14 protein-coding genes and 4 tRNA genes are annotated in these 16,354 nt (G+C 47.0%); 3 read left to right on the top strand and 15 right to left on the bottom strand.

The features are described from left to right. From rpoB to ACIDITHRIX25_RS96985, 8 genes are all read right to left on the bottom strand, one after another. Complete coding sequence (gene rpoB, locus ACIDITHRIX25_RS96950; protein ID WP_052604333.1) at positions 1-3,567, bottom strand: DNA-directed RNA polymerase subunit beta; 3,567 nt, start codon at positions 3,565-3,567, stop codon at positions 1-3. Between the two features lie 347 nt (positions 3,568-3,914). Beyond that, positions 3,915-4,292, bottom strand: a complete 378-nt coding sequence (gene rplL / locus ACIDITHRIX25_RS96955; RefSeq protein ID WP_052604334.1) for a 50S ribosomal protein L7/L12 — start codon at positions 4,290-4,292, stop codon at positions 3,915-3,917. A 122-nt stretch (positions 4,293-4,414) separates the two neighbouring features. After that, positions 4,415-4,948, bottom strand: coding sequence for a 50S ribosomal protein L10 (rplJ, locus tag ACIDITHRIX25_RS96960; RefSeq protein ID WP_052604363.1), 534 nt, complete (start codon positions 4,946-4,948; stop codon positions 4,415-4,417). A 191-nt stretch (positions 4,949-5,139) separates the two neighbouring features. Next, on the bottom strand, positions 5,140-5,859 hold the full coding sequence (rplA, locus tag ACIDITHRIX25_RS96965) for a 50S ribosomal protein L1 (protein WP_052604335.1): 720 nt from the start codon (positions 5,857-5,859) through the stop codon (positions 5,140-5,142). A 41-nt stretch (positions 5,860-5,900) separates the two neighbouring features. Further along, a complete protein-coding gene (rplK, locus tag ACIDITHRIX25_RS96970; protein ID WP_052604336.1) occupies positions 5,901-6,329 on the bottom strand; it encodes a 50S ribosomal protein L11 in 429 nt (142 codons plus the stop codon). A 115-nt stretch (positions 6,330-6,444) separates the two neighbouring features. Beyond that, positions 6,445-7,146 carry a transcription termination/antitermination protein NusG gene (gene nusG, locus ACIDITHRIX25_RS96975; RefSeq protein ID WP_052604337.1) on the bottom strand — a complete coding sequence of 234 codons (702 nt, stop codon included), beginning with the start codon at positions 7,144-7,146 and terminating at the stop codon, positions 6,445-6,447. Positions 7,147-7,189: 43 nt separating this feature from the next. Beyond that, positions 7,190-7,483 carry a preprotein translocase subunit SecE gene (secE, locus tag ACIDITHRIX25_RS96980; RefSeq protein ID WP_152625815.1) on the bottom strand — a complete coding sequence of 98 codons (294 nt, stop codon included), beginning with the start codon at positions 7,481-7,483 and terminating at the stop codon, positions 7,190-7,192. A 27-nt stretch (positions 7,484-7,510) separates the two neighbouring features. After that, a tRNA-Trp gene (locus tag ACIDITHRIX25_RS96985) sits at positions 7,511-7,582 on the bottom strand. A 512-nt stretch (positions 7,583-8,094) separates the two neighbouring features. On the opposite strand from ACIDITHRIX25_RS96985, the gene ACIDITHRIX25_RS96990 reads away from it, so the two are divergent. Beyond that, positions 8,095-8,688: an RNA polymerase sigma factor gene (locus ACIDITHRIX25_RS96990; RefSeq protein WP_052604339.1), complete on the top strand. Its 594-nt coding sequence runs from the start codon at positions 8,095-8,097 to the stop codon at positions 8,686-8,688. A gap of 879 nt (positions 8,689-9,567) precedes the next feature. Here ACIDITHRIX25_RS96990 and rpmG read toward each other — a convergent pair. The 3 genes from rpmG to ACIDITHRIX25_RS97005 form a co-directional block, all read right to left on the bottom strand. Beyond that, positions 9,568-9,732 carry a 50S ribosomal protein L33 gene (rpmG, locus tag ACIDITHRIX25_RS96995; protein ID WP_082058425.1) on the bottom strand — a complete coding sequence of 55 codons (165 nt, stop codon included), beginning with the start codon at positions 9,730-9,732 and terminating at the stop codon, positions 9,568-9,570. Between the two features lie 75 nt (positions 9,733-9,807). Then, positions 9,808-9,884: transfer RNA gene (locus ACIDITHRIX25_RS97000), tRNA-Met, on the bottom strand. Between the two features lies 1 nt (position 9,885). After that, positions 9,886-9,961: transfer RNA gene (locus ACIDITHRIX25_RS97005), tRNA-Thr, on the bottom strand. A 119-nt stretch (positions 9,962-10,080) separates the two neighbouring features. Here ACIDITHRIX25_RS97005 and ACIDITHRIX25_RS97010 point away from each other — a divergent pair. Further along, the gene (locus ACIDITHRIX25_RS97010; RefSeq protein WP_160291698.1) at positions 10,081-10,593 is read left to right on the top strand and encodes a GNAT family N-acetyltransferase; all 513 of its coding nucleotides are present in this window, start codon (positions 10,081-10,083) and stop codon (positions 10,591-10,593) included. A gap of 1,640 nt (positions 10,594-12,233) precedes the next feature. Here ACIDITHRIX25_RS97010 and ACIDITHRIX25_RS97015 read toward each other — a convergent pair. The 3 genes from ACIDITHRIX25_RS97015 to ACIDITHRIX25_RS97025 form a co-directional block, all read right to left on the bottom strand. Beyond that, positions 12,234-12,866, bottom strand: a complete 633-nt coding sequence (locus tag ACIDITHRIX25_RS97015; RefSeq protein WP_201733337.1) for a DNA-3-methyladenine glycosylase family protein — start codon at positions 12,864-12,866, stop codon at positions 12,234-12,236. 39 nt (positions 12,867-12,905) lie between these two features. Continuing rightward, entirely contained in the window at positions 12,906-14,423 is a 1,518-nt protein-coding gene (gene mptB, locus ACIDITHRIX25_RS97020; protein WP_201733338.1) for a polyprenol phosphomannose-dependent alpha 1,6 mannosyltransferase MptB, read from the bottom strand. A gap of 464 nt (positions 14,424-14,887) precedes the next feature. Then, positions 14,888-14,969, bottom strand: a tRNA-Tyr gene (locus ACIDITHRIX25_RS97025). Positions 14,970-14,996: 27 nt separating this feature from the next. Here ACIDITHRIX25_RS97025 and ACIDITHRIX25_RS97030 point away from each other — a divergent pair. Then, positions 14,997-15,485, top strand: coding sequence for a YajQ family cyclic di-GMP-binding protein (locus ACIDITHRIX25_RS97030; protein WP_200891172.1), 489 nt, complete (start codon positions 14,997-14,999; stop codon positions 15,483-15,485). A 317-nt stretch (positions 15,486-15,802) separates the two neighbouring features. Here the strand turns inward: ACIDITHRIX25_RS97030 and ACIDITHRIX25_RS97035 are convergent, their stop codons facing one another. Further along, positions 15,803-16,300, bottom strand: a complete 498-nt coding sequence (locus ACIDITHRIX25_RS97035; RefSeq protein ID WP_052604346.1) for a phosphatase domain-containing protein — start codon at positions 16,298-16,300, stop codon at positions 15,803-15,805. Between the last annotated feature and the right edge of the window lie 54 nt (positions 16,301-16,354).

Raw genomic sequence — 16,354 nt, forward strand, 5'->3', positions numbered from 1 at the left:
TTAAAAGCTCCCTTCTCCACCGAAGCGCCTTTGACCGTCGTCGTAATCCGACCCACGTTCAGGACGTGCTAGTGAAATCCCGAGTTGTTCGGTTGTTCTAAATGCGTCTTCATCGATCTCACGGATCTGAATCTCCTCGCCAGAATGCGAGAGAACCTCTACGTCTAGACCAAGCGATTGCATCTCTTTGATCAAAACTTTAAAGCTCTCAGGAATTCCTGGCTCAGGAATATTCTCTCCCTTTACAATCGCCTCATATACCTTGACACGACCCAAGACGTCGTCAGACTTAATAGTCAAAAGTTCCTGAAGAGCATATGCAGCTCCATAAGCTTCAAGAGCCCAAACTTCCATCTCTCCAAAGCGCTGACCACCAAATTGAGCTTTACCACCCAACGGCTGTTGGGTAATCATGGAGTATGGACCGGTCGAACGTGCGTGAATCTTGTCATCTACAAGGTGAGCGAGTTTTAGGATATAGACATAACCGACAGAAACCGCGTTGTCATACTTATCCCCGGTACGCCCGTTATATAGTGTGACCTTGCCGTCATTGCCAATCAACCTCACCCCGTCGCGAGATTCTGGATTCAGATTCTCAAAGATATTCTGGATCGTCGGGTGACGACCAGCTTTATCTTCTTCATCCCAGTGCGCACCATCAAAGACGGGCGTTGCAATCCACGAAGATGGCTTAGTTCTTGGTCGAGTTTTAGTCTCAGTACCTCGCACGGGCTCATCGGCCAAGGGGTTGCCTGGCCATCCCCAACGTGCCGTATACCCTAAGTGCGACTCGAGGACCTGACCAACGTTCATCCGGCTAGGAACTCCAAGTGGATTCAAGATAATATCAACAGGAGTGCCATCTTCCATATAGGGCATATCCTCAAGGGGCAAAATCTTAGAGATAACACCTTTGTTACCGTGGCGACCAGCAAGCTTATCGCCTTCTGTAATCTTACGACGTTGAGCCACATAGACCCTTACCAACTGATTGACCCCAGCAGCTAAATCGGGATTCTCATCGCGTGAAAATACCTTCACGTCGATAACTTTCCCGTATTCACCATGAGGGACCTTAAGCGAAGTATCTCTAACCTCTCGAGATTTCTCCCCGAAGATAGCTCTAAGAAGCCTCTCCTCGGGTGTCAATTCGGTCTCGCCCTTTGGTGTGACCTTACCGACCAAAATATCATTTGGTCCGACTTCAGCACCGATGCGGACGATACCACGTTCGTCCAAGTCAGAGAGGATCTCTTCTGAAAGATTTGGTATATCTCTGGTGATCTCCTCTGGTCCAAGTCGCGTTTCACGAGCATCAGTCTCATGCTCATCGATGTGAATAGATGTGAGCACGTCATCTTTTACCAGGCGCTCCGAAAGAATAATCGCGTCTTCATAGTTGTAGCCTTCCCAAGGCATAAATGCCACAAGAAGGTTCTTACCAAGAGCCAACTCACCTTCATGAGTTGCTGGCCCATCAGCTATCACAGAGCCCTTGACCAAGTGCTCCCCAACGTTGACTAGCACTACCTGGTTATAACTAGTATTTTGATTGGAACGACGAAACTTAGCGATTGGGTAGATCTTGCGACCAAGAACTCGACCGTAACGATCGCACTCCCCAACCTCATATTCAACCGTAACCCTATCTCCGCTGACATCGGTAACAGTTCCGACACCTTCCGCCAAGACAACGTCACCTGCGTCTCGTGCAGCACGAGCCTCAACACCGGTCCCGATATAAGGAGCCTCAGGCACCAAAAGCGGAACCGCCTGCTTTTGCATGTTCGCACCCATAAGTGCCCTGTTAGCATCGTCGTGCTCAATGAATGGAATCAAAGAGGTCGACACTGAGACGATCTGCTTTGGAGAGACGTCCATCAACTCCACCTCTTTAGCAGAGACAAAGTCAATCTCCGAGGTAGACGCATACGAAGTGGTATCTACGCCAACTCGAACTTCTGCACCAATTGGACCACGTCGAACAAGAACCTTATCTTCAATGAACCGTCCGTCTTTGTCGATAGGTGCGTTCGCCTGAGCAATAATAAACTGCTCTTCCAAGTCCGCAGGATAGTAGGCAATCTCATCGGTGACTATTCCCTCGACTACCTTGCGATAAGGAGTCTCGATAAAGCCAAACTCGTTGATACGCGCATAACTAGCTAGCGCACCAATCAATCCGATGTTTGGACCTTCTGGCGTCTCAATTGGGCACATCCTGCCATAGTGAGATGTGTGAACGTCACGGACCTCAAAGCCTGCTCGCTCACGAGAAAGACCACCAGGTCCCAATGCCGAGAGACGACGTTTGTTTGCTAGGCCAGAAAGAGGATTCACCTGATCCATAAACTGGCTCAACTGAGAAGTCGCAAAGAACTCTTTGATAGCTGCACTAACTGGTCGTATATTGATCAGAGTCTGAGGAGTAATTGCCTCAACATCCTGAGTAGACATACGCTCTTTGACCAATCTCTCCAATCGAGAGAGGCCCAAACGAAGCTGATTCTGAATCAGCTCGCCTACGCTACGAACTCGACGATTGGCAAAGTGATCCTGGTCATCAAGGCGATAGCCGGGCCGCTGTGCCACCAAACAGAGCATGTAAGAGATTGCGCTCAATATCTCAGCTGGTGAAAGAGTTGTATCTTTGCTACCTGGCACCGGAAGATCCAACCCCAATACATCAGATAGTCTTTCAATCTCAGCACCAAGCTTACGAGAGAGCTTATAACGACCAACTCGAGTAAGGTCGTATCGCTTGGTCGAGAAGAAGGAACTCTCGAAGTAATTTCGAGCGGACTCAATATTCTGAAGGTCAGCAGGACGAACCCTCTTATAGATCTCGAGCAATGCCTCTTCTTGAGTCTTGTGTATATTTTTGTCCTTGGACCATTGATCCGAAAGAAAATCAAACTCCTCAACGAAGCGCTCAAGCAGCTCTGGATCGTCATAACCCAGTGCACGAATCAATGTAAAGATAGAGATACGCCTCTTTCGAGCAACTCTAGCCCCAGCGTTTAATTCGCGACCAGGCTTAGACTCGACATCAAATTCGAGCCACTCCCCACGGTAAGCATGAATCGTTCCGCTAACGACAGTCTTGGCCTCTCGACCTTTTTGGAAAATAATTCCGGGAGATCGGACCAACTGGGAGACAACGACACGTTCAGTGCCGTTTATAATGAAAGAACCTCGTTCAGTCATCATAGGGAAATCACCCATGAATACTGTGTGCTCTTTGAGCTCACCTGTACCCTTATTGATAAATGTAGCCTTCACGAAGATCGGAGCCTGATAAGTTAAATCACGCTCTTTGCAGAACTCTTCGCTATATTTTGGCACGGGCGTAAGGTCGGGGTCATCGGCGTCGAAATTTAATTCAAGAGCTAATTTACCCGAAAAATCCTCAATCGGACTTAACTCCGCGAAGGCCTCTGAGAGGCCCTTGCGGAGAAACCAATCGAAGGATTCTCTTTGAATAGAAATGAGGTCTGGTAGAGGCAAAACCTCATCCAGATTTGCAAACGAATACCGTTCAATAGAACGAGATCTAGAGGTCAACGAATCTCTCCCAGCTAGAGTTCACCTGAAATAGGACATGAATCGCCAAGGGGCTCTTAAAGATGCTCAAAAAGCGCAAGAGGGCGAGTAAGAATGAAAGCACGGCAATCTTCTAGTTTACACATAGAGACGCAAAAGCGAGTCAATCCTTTGCAGGATTGACTCAACTTTCATCAAATATTTCGTCAAAGGAGGCAAAAACAGAGAAAATATCGATTTTGACTCCTTTGATCAACAAGTTCGGCAGGATTAGTGAAACACCATATCATCTCTGAGCAAGTGGCTCACTAATCTATTGCTCTAACTATAAACTCAATTATAGATCGAACGCCACCGAAAAACTTATGTTACTTGAGCTCGACCGTGGCGCCTGCTCCTTCGAGCTGAGCCTTAGCCTTCTCGGCGTCTTCCTTCGATACCTTCTCCAGTACGGCCTTAGGAGCACCATCAACGAGATCCTTGGCCTCTTTTAGACCAAGATTTGTCAAGCTGCGAACTTCCTTGATGACCTGAATCTTCTTCTCGCCGGCGCCGGTCAAGATAACATCGAACTCATCTTGCTCTTCCACTACAGGTGCTGCATCGCCGCCACCAACTGGAGCTGCAAAAGCCATAGGAGCAGCTGCGGTTACGCCAAACTTCTCCTCGAAAGCCTTGAGCAATTCGCTCAGCTCTAGTACGGTCATGGATGCAATTGATTCTAGAATTTCCTCAGAAGTTGCCATTTGTGTTTCCTTTCTATTTTTCAAATTTTAAGCACATCACTAAAGATGTACTCTCCCGCCAGCCACCTGGCGTAGGGATCTAAGCGGCCGCGCCAACTGGCGACGACCAAATTGGGTAAATGCTATGCTGCTTCTTCGGTCTGCTTGTCCACCAAGGCAGATAGAGCATATGCAAAGTTTTGCGGCAGTGCCTTGAGAACCGAAGCGAAGTCGCGCATAGGCGCGGCCATGACTCCAGCCAGCTGGCCCAAGAGGGCCTCGCGCGAAGGAAGCTCTGCGAGGGCAAGTGCGCCCTTGGCATCTATCACGCTATTGCCTAAGACGCCAGCCTTCACGACGAGAAGCGGGTGAGTCTTTGTAAACTCCTTTAGAACCTTCGCTACCTCAACGACGTCTGTTTCCACGAACGCCAGAGCTGTTGGCCCATCGAGGTAAGCTGCCAGTCCTTCTAGCCCTGCGGCATCGGCTGATCGCTTCACAAGAGTATTTTTGTACACCTTGAAGGAGCCACCGGCTAGCGCAAGAGACCGACGAAGCGCCTCGAGATCCGAGACCTTCAAACCACGATATTCAGCGACCACAACAGCAGCGGAACTAGCAAATTTTTGGTTTAGCTCCTCTACTATCGCCACCTTATCGGGACGCGGATTATCCATACTCTCTCCAATCCAAAAGATTTGCTCCAAAGTCGGAACAAAACAAAAAGCCACAAGTCGCTTGGAGGCGATCTGTGGCAGTACCAAAAACTTTTATCGTTACCTACTTTGGCTTCACTTGGAATTTACACTCTAAAAGAGCACCAAAGGTCTTTGGCAACTGCCTATATATTTGAAATCTATCAGGGAGTCTAGCTCGCTAGATCCTCTTCTGTAACCCTCAGACGGTTAGTATCAACTTTGACGCCAGGTCCCATTGTCGAAGCCAAGGTAACGCTCTTGAAGTAGCGACCCTTTGAGGATGCTGGCTTAGCTCTACTGAGCTCATCAACGACTGCTCTAAAGTTCTCAAGGAGCTGATCCTTGGTGAAGGATGCTTTGCCGATCGGTACTTGAACATTTCCCACGCGATCGGTGCGATATTCAACTCTTCCGCCCTTGAATTCACGGACTGCCTTGGCAACGTCAGTGGTGACAGTACCGGTCTTGGGGTTAGGCATGAGGCCTCTTGGACCAAGAATACGACCCAACTTGCCAACTTGACCCATAAGGTCCGGAGTGGCTATTGCTATATCAAAATCGAGAAAACTCTCACCTTGAATACGAGCAACCAAATCATCAGCGCCTACGACGTCAGCTCCGGCCTCACGGGCCTCATTGGCTGCTTCACCGGATGCAAAGACTGCGACTCTGACTTCTCGACCAGTACCAGCTGGTAGTGAAACGGTACCTCGCACGATTTGATCGGCCTTTCGGGGGTCAACACCCAAGCGTACCGCTAACTCAATCGACTCATCAAACTTTGCAGTTGCAAGCTTCCTTACAGTCTCCACCGCTTCAGCTGGAACATTTAGATGTTCTCTGTCATAGGACGCCGTTAGCGCCTTCATGCGCTTTGTAACTTTTGCCATTTAAGGTAAATCTCCCAAATATATGAACTGCTCGACGAGGCCTATTCGGCGACCTTGATGCCCATTGATCGTGCCGTTCCGGCAATTTGACGCTTAGCGGCGTCTAGATCGTTGGCATTTAGGTCCGGCAGCTTGGTTTTAGCGATCTCTTCGAGTTGGTCACCAGAAATAGTTCCGGCTACAACTCTCTTGTTGGTTGCAGATCCCTTTGGAACGCCGGCTGCTTGTCGCAGCAAAACCGGTGTCGGAGGGGTCTTTAGCACAAATGTGAATGAGCGGTCATCGAAGATTGTAACCTCAACCGGGATAACCGTTCCACGCTGCGCTTCTGTGGCTGCATTATACTGCTTACAAAACTCCATGGTTTGAATTCCATGGGGTCCAAGAGCGGTACCTACCGGGGGAGCTGGAGTAGCAGCTCCAGCGGGCAGCTGAATCTTTACAATTGCGGTAACACGACGCTTTGCCATCTTTAGTTTCGTTTCACTTTGTTAAATTTTTGGCTGACATACAACAGCTAATGAACTAGTACATCATACGGCGGATCCTGCAATATCCTGCAGAGGCCAATATGATTTTAGGTAGCTATACCTTGGCTACTTGAGCAAATTCCAACTCAACAGGCGTTTCCCTGCCAAATATATTGACAAGCACCTTCAACTTGAGGTGATCTTCATTTATCTCAGATATCATCCCTGTTAGCCCCTCAAAGGCGCCGTCCTTGACGGTTACTGGGTCACCTACCTGATATTCAAGAGTAGGCCTTGACTTTCTTTGAAGATCCATCGGTTCGACAGAGAAATTAAGAATGGATTCGACTTCTTTACGTGATAGCGGCGTCGGCTTCGATCCCATGCCGACAAAACCAGTTACACCAGGCGTATGCCGCACCACATCCCAAGTCAGATCGTCTAGGTCAGCGCGCACTAGGATATACCCGGGAAAAACCTTCTTCTGGGAGACAACTCGTTTGCCATTTTTTATCTCGGTGACATCTTCCATCGGAATAAAAATTTGGTGAATTCGATCTTCCACTTGCATGGAACTCATGCGAGACTCCAGATTGGACTTCACTTTCTTCTCATAACCAGAATATGAATGTATGACATACCAGTCCCCTGGCAGATCAAATGGGCTCTGTTCCGGAGGCCCTTGTGGCTCCAGAGGAACCTCGTCGCCATCCTTTACATACTCCAATTTCCCAGGTATCACCTGGATCGGAGCTTCAACCTCCTCGCGTGAAGGTATATCTTCTTCTGGGGGTGTTTCATCAAAAAAGTCAGTCATTTAAATCCTAAAGTAGCAGCGGCACCCAAGAGCCAAGACTGAATCAGCCAAACAAAAATAGAACGGCTTTGGAGAAAGCCAAGTTCAGCACGAATATCAAAGCGATAAGAAAGGTAAGGGTTATAAAAACTACAGTCGAATAGTTAATGACCGTCTTTCGAGTTGGCCAAGTAACCTTCTTGAGTTCATCACGAACTTCACGAAGATATATCTTTGGCGTAAGTCGCTTTGACTCTGGCTGATTCTTCTGAGATATAACTTTCTTTGGGGCGTTCGCCCGTTCCGCTTCGCTCTGGCTTTGCTGGCGAGCCATAAGACGTTTCGATTGACGATTCACCTAAAAACCTCTTCCGGTAAATTTGCGCAGGGTAGGAGGGACTCGAACCCCCAACACCCGGTTTTGGAGACCGGTGCTCTACCATTGAGCTACTACCCTAAGACCGACACAAGCTTATCAGACTACCGCGAAGTTAGCTCCATGAAGAAGTCAAACCTAAACAGTGTCCGAAAATACTTATCGGAGATTCAATTCTAAGCGCTTGCTCTCCAACTTCAGGAATATTTACGACCATGAAATTCTGATCTCGAACAATTATCTCCCCAAGAAAGCTAATTGCCTCCCAATTTCACCCTCCAACCTTCAATTAAATCCACAAAGGTCTGAGCCAATGGCTACGAGAAGTCCAGATCAAGCGCAGTCTGGCGCTCCAGAGTCCGGACAAAGATCTAGATCAAGATATTTTCTCATTGAACGCCTCCTATTTGCTTGCGGCCAATGAGGAGACCAGGGATTTAATTAAACAAATCGACGGATCTAGCGTGGTCAAACGAAGGTAACGTCGCAGTGGGTTGCTCGCGAGACCAAAATGCTGTAGCTATTGGTCTCCTCTACCAATTTTAAGAACTATCATAGGAACTTATCGGTTTGGAGAAAGTCGGGAGCAGAGCATGGACACCAATGCAGTCAAGCGTCTCGTAGAAGAGGCCAAAACCGGCAGCCATGAAGCTTTCGACGAATTAGTACGGATTACATATCCAAACCTCCTAGCGCGGGCCGTAGCCCTAACGGGAAATCTAGACGACGCACGTGACGCACTCCAAGAGGCCTATTTGAGAGCCTTCCGCTCGCTCAAGAACTTTAGAGGAGACTCTAGCTTTAGCCGGTGGATGTCTAGCATTGTCACAAATGCTAGCTCGACCCTGCTTGCTAAAGCTAGGAGGCGACGCTTTGAAGTAATCGAAGGAGCTGACGTCCTACTCGGTGACACCCTTTCTAATTCAAGCGTCACCGATCAAGATATAGCATCCACGATGGAGGTTCAAGCGGCCTTAAAGAAACTCCCAGAGGAGTTGCGGCGCATCGTAATCCTAAAAGAGCTCTATGGAATGGAGCATTCAGAGATCGCTTTGGTGCTTGGAATTACCGAATCCAATGCAAAGGTTCGCCTACATAGGGCGCGTAAATTATTGCGAATCCACCTCATCGCCGAAGGTGAAGCGCCAGATGTCATAGGTAACGGGAAAAAAAGGCGCCACGCTTGAGGTAACGTCCGACTTGATCCCACAGGCCATAGTTTTTGTACATCGGCTTGATTCCAAAGTCGATACAAATATGCCGGGGTTATGTCGTCAACTCCATTGAACTCAAAGCATGAAATAGCTACAAGACAAAAATAGATAAAAGTTTCACTCGCCAGTGATCCAAATGAAATAGCGAATTTTTATCCCTTAGTGCCACACACCATCGCCAAGGTAGCAATACGGGTGACTCACCTAAATGCCCCATGAATCAAAACCGACAATCACCGCGGCGACCCAATTTGCGCAGACCCAATTTGCGCAGACCCAATTTGCGCAGACCCAATCAGAGCGCCCTGTCGGTTAAAGTTCAAAGTACCGCCGAATGACATTACGACCATGGCGACGATTGCGACGCGCTAGCGGTCCTAGGGGTGAAAATCCAAGAGACAGGAGAATCCAAGAGACAGGAGAATCCAAGAGACAGATATAACCAACAACAGCGAAATTCTAGAAATTGCTATTACCCCCACGCCATACAATCAAGCCACGACCATCACACCACTCCTTCAACCCAAAATCGAAACGGTAGCCGTACCCTAGCGCCCCAAACACCGACTCAAACAGAAGATAGCGTTGCTGGGTCAAACTCCAATTGGATATCTCCTCAGATTCAATGCAAAGGTTTAACATCCATTGGCGAAACTGCACTTTGGTGGCGAAGTTTCGGTTATTACAAACCACGGATTTGAAGAGCGCAAGGCCGTCGCATTGAAAGTAGCTAGAAATAGCTATCGCTAATGGATAGATCTAGGAGTTCGCAAAAAATTAAATAAAAACGCCGCATCTTTTGCCAAGAGTAACCCTTAGCAAAAGATGCGGCGAGATCTAATAAGAAAGAAACTACCTAGTCTCTTTGTGAGTTGTGTGCTGACGATCCCAACGACAATACTTCTTCATTTCGATTCGCTCGCGATCGTTGATTCGGTTTTTTGTCGTAATATAATTACGCCTTTTGCAGGTCTCGCAAGCGAGCGTTACTTTAATTCTTTTTTCGTTCTTTGCCATTGAGCTCTCCGTGTATCTCTAAACTCGTTCACAGCGACTACCTATACATTACGAAAAGCAATGCACTGCTACTTCTGGTAGCGGCGGTCGGACTCGAACCGACGACCCCACGATTATGAGCCGTGTGCTCTAACCACCTGAGCTACGCCGCCTTGGAGCCCCCTGTCGGAATCGAACCGACGACCCCATCCTTACCATGGATGTGCTCTGCCGTCTGAGCTAAGGGGGCGCTTGATAAAAATAGCTTAGTTATTCTATATCCGCCCAAAGGCAAAACCTGACGTTTAAGGGAAATCAAAATTCACAACAATCTACTAGCTGGCATCAACTACGATTATGAAAATAACAATGCCAAATACCCCGAAAGTCGCCGTAAGACCGGCAACACTTACCGACACAGTGCCATTGATGCAAATCTACAATCGCGAAGTACTTGGCTCCCGCGTGACACTTGACCTTGTTCCAAGAACGATCGAGACACAGACTAAATGGATTGAAGAACACTTAGGCCCATACCCTGCTCTCGTTGCCACCATTTCAGAACAAGTCGTAGGGTTCGCGTCAGTATCACCATACCGCGTTCGTCCTGGCTATTCGACCACCGTCGAAGACTCTATTTACATTGACCCTAATTTCCAGGGTCGAGGTATCGGCAAATTACTCCTCTCCAACATCGTTGGACTAGCGGCGAAACATGGCTTTCATGCCTGTATGGCTAGGGTGGCTTCAGATCACACCGCATCGCTTGCCCTTCATAAGTCAATTGGCTTCTTCGAAGTTGGCCTTGAGCGTGAAGTCGGTAGGAAATTTGGAAAATGGATCGACATGATGCTCCTTGAACTCTTGCTAAAACCTCAATAAAAGATCCCCGTCGACGGCGCAATCTGCCAAGCACGGAGGCCGGCTTTGATCATGAAGGCAACGCTCTTATCGCACCGGGAATCAGACAAGATAGTCCGCCTCCTCTTAAAATCTTCGTAGGCCAGAAAGCAAATGCCCACCAACCAAGGTCGAGAAGAAGGGGAGCAAAATCTACAACTACTCACAAAGGCGTATCTAGGTCGATTAGTTGGAATCGGTGATTTACCCTAGCGATGCAAAAGTGCCGACCAAAGTAAATAAACCCAGCCAAGGACACCATCTGTGTGCTCTATCTTCTCATTGGCACTTGGCACCTTATCAAAGCAGACCACACCTTGGCACTTTCAGGAGTCAAGAATCATTTGGTATTTCCAAATAAACTTGATACAAAGATGATCTCAGCCACAAATCCCCCTTGGTGGAGAGTCATTTGGTAGCCCAAAGCACCAATTGTCTATTCACATATCAATAATCTAATCAGTGTGATCAATGCGGAATCGATTATCGCCCGGTCGCTTATAGAACCACTATGGATCACCAGGAAAAGCTTCAGTCGATCCGTGGCTGCGCTGATTAATGGCTTTATGTAAAATTGCTTCCTCTAAAAAAATCACATCGCAGATCGCTTATCCTTAAATCAATCCACGGTAAGTCAATTCAAGAAGTCATAGAACCAATTCATAAGACGACGAAGCTGATCGGCCATAATGGGTACGAAAAAGCTACAGCCATCTAGAACAATGAAACCCATCGGAATAGCCAAAAGACTAAATTGGGCAAAAGTATAAAGACCTATTGCAGACAGCTCGTAATTTCTAAGCCTTCAAAATCGACCAAAGGAGGGTCACCCGAGTCAAAAGGCGCCATCTCAATGAAACTCCTACCCTTTGGAGTCGAATGGCCTCTATCCATTGGCCTCTATCGAATAGCCAGTATGGACCAATTATTTAAAACGATATAGCATGCTGGCGACCATACCAGTACCCCAGAACAAGCATTGAAACGCCAGCGACTAAAAGGTGTCGTCATTCAAATAAAAGAGCAAAGCGTCATGCCAAGCGTCACAAAAACTATGCAAATAGTCTCAGGTTGACGGCAAATACCCCACTCATCACCTCATTAATCCAGAAAAGGTTGCGAAATCTAGGACTTCTCGTCCTTGATAGGTTACAAAAAGATCAATCACCAATTAAACCGACCTTGGCGAGGAATCGGTACAATATCATGACTAAATCTCTTATTCTCACAAGAGTCACCAAAATGCCAATGAGTACAAACCTAATCCGATAAATTAGTTTAATCAAAACCAGCACTAAGCTAAATATAAAACCACCACACTCGTCAGTTTTATATTGCACTTAATCTCAATAAAACCTATAATCACTGAAAGCTTTTCCCGAGTGGCCAGCTCACACCAAATCGGCGCTCTTAGCGGCTTTTATTTTTATATAACCAAACTATTCACGGCGCTAAATTACGAACCCTGAGAACCTCGATGGCAGCAATTCTTCAAACACAAATAGATACACTGGAATGTGAAGATAGCAAATTTGATCTCCCCTTAGGAGAATCATATCAGGATCGAAGAATCCCCATCATCCTCAAATCGAGCGGTCGGGCAGCCAAGTCAATAGATCAGATCAAGAGATCGACTTAGGCAATTCAAGCACTCGCCATAGGTACCAAGTTGCAAGTGAAGCAAGGGGAGAATACCTCTCACCATGTTTAGTCATCTCTGGTATTGAAGGAAGATCATCAAGGCCATAGAGAATACGAAAGCCCTTTCGAACTCCTAAATCGGCTGGAGCCCAAACATTTCTCTTGCCTAAATCAAATAGCAAAAACATCTGCGCAGACCAAGGTCCAAAACCATATAGCCCGCACAATGAACTAGAGATAGCAGCCTCATCTAAAGTAACTAGTTCTATCAGATCCAACTCACCTATGTAGACCTTCTGAGCGAGCTCTAAAATTGAGCGGGACTTGGAATTTGATAGTCCCAATGCGCGTAGTCCCTCGAACGAAAGAGCCAATACCTTCTCTGGTGAAACATCACCCGAAGCAGCCTCTTGTATTCTTTTGTCAAAGACGCTCGCGACGGCGCCCGACAATTGCTGATGCACAACAGTTCGAACCAAAGATGCAAAAATCTCATTTGAACTTCTAACAAAAGACAAGTTAGGAGTTAAAAAGCCAGGAACCCCAAAGTGATTATAGAGACCAGCAAATTCTGGATGAGATCTAAGGAAAAACTCAACGTCTGGATCGATCACTTTGAATCCAACATCAGTACTTCAAGAGCCCTACTGCGACTATCGATTGACAAATAGTCTCTCACGGGTGAGATTCAGCGCCTTTAACTGCGACGGGATAAAAGACAACTGATATCGCACACCCAGATATCCCACAAGAGCGAGGGTTCCAACGACGTACACAGTCCAAGAGACAAGCATCGGGCCGTCGGGGAGACCTAGCATCATGCCCATAAACGTCACCACTACTACACCGTTCACAACTCGCTCGCTGGGCGAAATGGCCACGAAAATCAGGCCCCATGCAATATACCATGGTTGGATAACTGGTCCCAACAAGACAAGCGCCAATAACGAGTACCCAATCGCTCTTTCAAAGCTAAAACGCTCTAGGTGAAAGGCAAAATACAGCGTGATCAAAGCCGCCCCAAGAAGTCCCAAAGCCCTATAGAGCGTTAGGAATCCGGCAAAATGAAGCGGAATCCCCAACAAAGAGGTCAACCTATCTGACCAAGCCGCCAGGGCTGTAGTAGGTACCGCTGGCGATCTAACAGTGCCCGGCGTTCCTAGATTATGGATCCAACCCCATCCAAGACCTGTCGAATATGAAATAGCCCCTACAGTTGCAAGTGCTATCGACCCATACTTGATTGAAGGGATGATCTTATCCTTGATCTTGTTACCAGCCGTAGAATTCCAGGCGATAAAGGCCAACGCTATCACGGCAGGAACCTTGACCGCCGCACCTGCAGAAATCAAGACCGTCGCTAAAATAGAATGACCCTTGTAAAACATCAAAAGGCCCAGGGTCATGAAAGCTATCATGAACGCATCGTTATGGCCAGAAGATGCAAGGTGAAAGATTACGATCGGATTTAATCCAATCAAAACCAAAGCGATCCTTTTGTCTTTACCCAAAATCTCTGCGATTCTCATCGAACTGAAGATGATGGCTAAGACAGCAATGACCGTGGCGACTCTCAAAAATAGCATGGTGGCAAATGGATTATGCTGGGTTACGACCGCCGCAACACCGGAAAACCATAAAAAGAGCGGGCCATAAGGAGCTGGAGCATTACCCCAAAATGGGTCAACTGTATTCAAATATGGCGTCGCTCCCAAAATATTGGGGCCATACTGATAGGGTGAAATATGCCTCGAGACCATTTCGCCAATTGCAGCATAGCTGTAAATATCTCTCGAATATAGGGGACCGGCTATCGCAAGGGGTACAAACCAGATTGCTCCTATCACTATCAACTGCTTAGTGGTAACTTCCTTTGCCATGACAAGTTGAACTAGCCATAGCCAGGCTAAAAGACCTGAGATAAAGCCGAAATAAAAAATCGCTTGTGCGAGCCACGAAGGAAGTATCCCTAACGAAAGCGGACCGTTGGCGATTCCAAAAAACCATGAACCGGGAATTTTAGAGGTGAAGGGAACCGATGGAGAAAGCGAGCCAATGACTATAGCCACGGTCGAAACAATTCCAACGTTGCGTACAAATTTTAGATCATGCCTACGCACGGTAGTTAGATTGTTGATTCCATTCATCAATTTCGATTGAGCTAATTGCATTTGCCTTCTTGGGACCGTCGTTCTTTAAGATTACTAAGACTGCCAACTACATCGATTGGGAAATTTCGGGTCGAAGCGGACTTGCACTTTCCAGATCGGGTTACTATTCAACTATCTATAACAATTAATCGTACCTGATATTTCACTCACACAATCCCGAATGGAGGTCGAATACTAATCGTCACTTCAGCACAATTTCATAAATAACAGAAATCGACCACTTCCCAGCCTAAGCAAACGAAATCAGCAGATAAGCAATTGCCATGCGAGAAGATCATTAGTACCAGGTTAAATGTCGCTAGCAGAATCTAAATCCAAGAAACGCAATAAGGTCAAAACTTCTCAATATACCCAAAGGGAAACTTTACGGTAAAAAGGGTGGTAAGAAGGGAGACTCTTGAGTGCTATGTCGCCAATAACTTTATCCACTTTTTCGGATACAAATAAAGTCGAACATAGCTTTGTGGGCCGGGTAGGGTTCGAACCTACGTAGGCGTAACCGGCAGATTTACAGTCTGCTCCCTTTGACCGCTCGGGCACCGACCCACTCTTTTGTGAATATCCTATATTAGTGTGCCAACATTTGATGTCGTTTCAGAAGTAAACCTACAAGAAGTTCGAAATGCGGTTGATCAAGCAAATCGCGAAGCATCGACACGTTTCGACTTTAAAGATACAAATTCGGAGATCGAATATACCGACTCCGAGCTCCACCTTTCATCATCGTCTCAGGACCGCCTAAAGGCTCTTGAAATCGTACTGGAAGAAAAACTAGTAAAAAGGGGCGTCTCGCTAAAGAGCCTCGAGAAGGGTCAAATTGTAGAAGGTAGTCGGGGATCGGCTCGTCAAACGATCAAGCTCGTTGCCGGAATTTCCTCTGAAAAAGCAAAAGCAATTAACAAATTCATAAAAGACTTAAACCTCAAAGGCGTCTCGGGTTCAATCCAAGGCGATTCCTTGCGGATCTCAGGCAAAAAACGAGATGATCTCCAAGAGGTGATCTCCAAACTGCGCGAGGGTGATTTTCAGATACCCCTACAATTCAATAATTTTCGAGATTGACTCCTTCGTAGCTAAAGATACAAGCAAACCGCTACATTTCTAGAAAGCCAACGCCCAATGGGTGCGCAAGCGAATTGGGAGACTCTTTAGGCGTTGTGGAGCCTCATTGTGGTAGCTGATTATCGGCCATTGAACAAGTTAGGTCGATAATCAGGCTGGTCCTTAATGTAAGTTCTCAAAGAGACCAATTGATAAGAATTATAAACTTTATCGCCGATAGTTGCCCCAAGGGGCAACTATCGGCTAGATCAAAGCTGATTCATACGATTCAAGCAGGGCAAACCGTGCTTTAGCTTTTGGTCTTTCGATGCAATGGATCAGTAGTAGCCCGACTCAATGTAGATACATGGCACCCCATTTTCTCGAAACATCTCGACGTTTCGCTTATCATCTTCGAATGCCAAAACGATCTCAAAGTTCATCCCCAACAACTGATTGGTCTCTAACGCCTTGAATTCTCTCGCTCGGCTATAGTCCCCCCAATTACGGGTAATCAACAGATCCCACCGAAGGTTGTTCGTAGCTAACCATGCAACGGTCAAGTCGGCGATCGACGACGGTCGACCGGTCATCAAAATAAAACTAAATTGGGGATCGATAAGCGTCATCAAGGTGCCCATCTCTTTGATCAGGGGGTCATCACCAGCCGCATTGAAAAATCCATCCCAGTCGCGTCTCGGGCGATCTAAAAAGTGTTGCCGGAGAGAAGCATCCGCTAGAACTCCGTCAATATCAAAGATGATCGCGGTTTCATTGATACTGACCTTCTCGTTGATTATCCAATTCTTGGGTCGGCCTGAAAGGTCAATTTGCATATTTGGATATCTCCTTGGATCACTTCAGTCAGATAATCAATCCCTGATAGCGAT

The organism is Acidithrix sp. C25, from assembly GCF_904848545.2.

What these genes read in the sequence shown, in the direction of transcription:
- rplA (WP_052604335.1), bottom strand. Translation starts at nt 5,859, where the DNA reads ATGGCAAAAGTTACAAAGCGCATGAAGGCGCTAACGGCGTCCTATGAC.
- rplK (WP_052604336.1), bottom strand. Translation starts at nt 6,329, where the DNA reads ATGGCAAAGCGTCGTGTTACCGCAATTGTAAAGATTCAGCTGCCCGCT.
- rplJ (WP_052604363.1), bottom strand. Translation starts at nt 4,948, where the DNA reads ATGGATAATCCGCGTCCCGATAAGGTGGCGATAGTAGAGGAGCTAAAC.
- ACIDITHRIX25_RS96990 (WP_052604339.1), top strand. Translation starts at nt 8,095, where the DNA reads ATGGACACCAATGCAGTCAAGCGTCTCGTAGAAGAGGCCAAAACCGGC.
- rplL (WP_052604334.1), bottom strand. Translation starts at nt 4,292, where the DNA reads ATGGCAACTTCTGAGGAAATTCTAGAATCAATTGCATCCATGACCGTA.
- mptB (WP_201733338.1), bottom strand. Translation starts at nt 14,423, where the DNA reads ATGCAATTAGCTCAATCGAAATTGATGAATGGAATCAACAATCTAACT.
- ACIDITHRIX25_RS97010 (WP_160291698.1), top strand. Translation starts at nt 10,081, where the DNA reads ATGCCAAATACCCCGAAAGTCGCCGTAAGACCGGCAACACTTACCGAC.
- nusG (WP_052604337.1), bottom strand. Translation starts at nt 7,146, where the DNA reads ATGACTGACTTTTTTGATGAAACACCCCCAGAAGAAGATATACCTTCA.
- rpmG (WP_082058425.1), bottom strand. Translation starts at nt 9,732, where the DNA reads ATGGCAAAGAACGAAAAAAGAATTAAAGTAACGCTCGCTTGCGAGACC.
- ACIDITHRIX25_RS97035 (WP_052604346.1), bottom strand. Translation starts at nt 16,300, where the DNA reads ATGCAAATTGACCTTTCAGGCCGACCCAAGAATTGGATAATCAACGAG.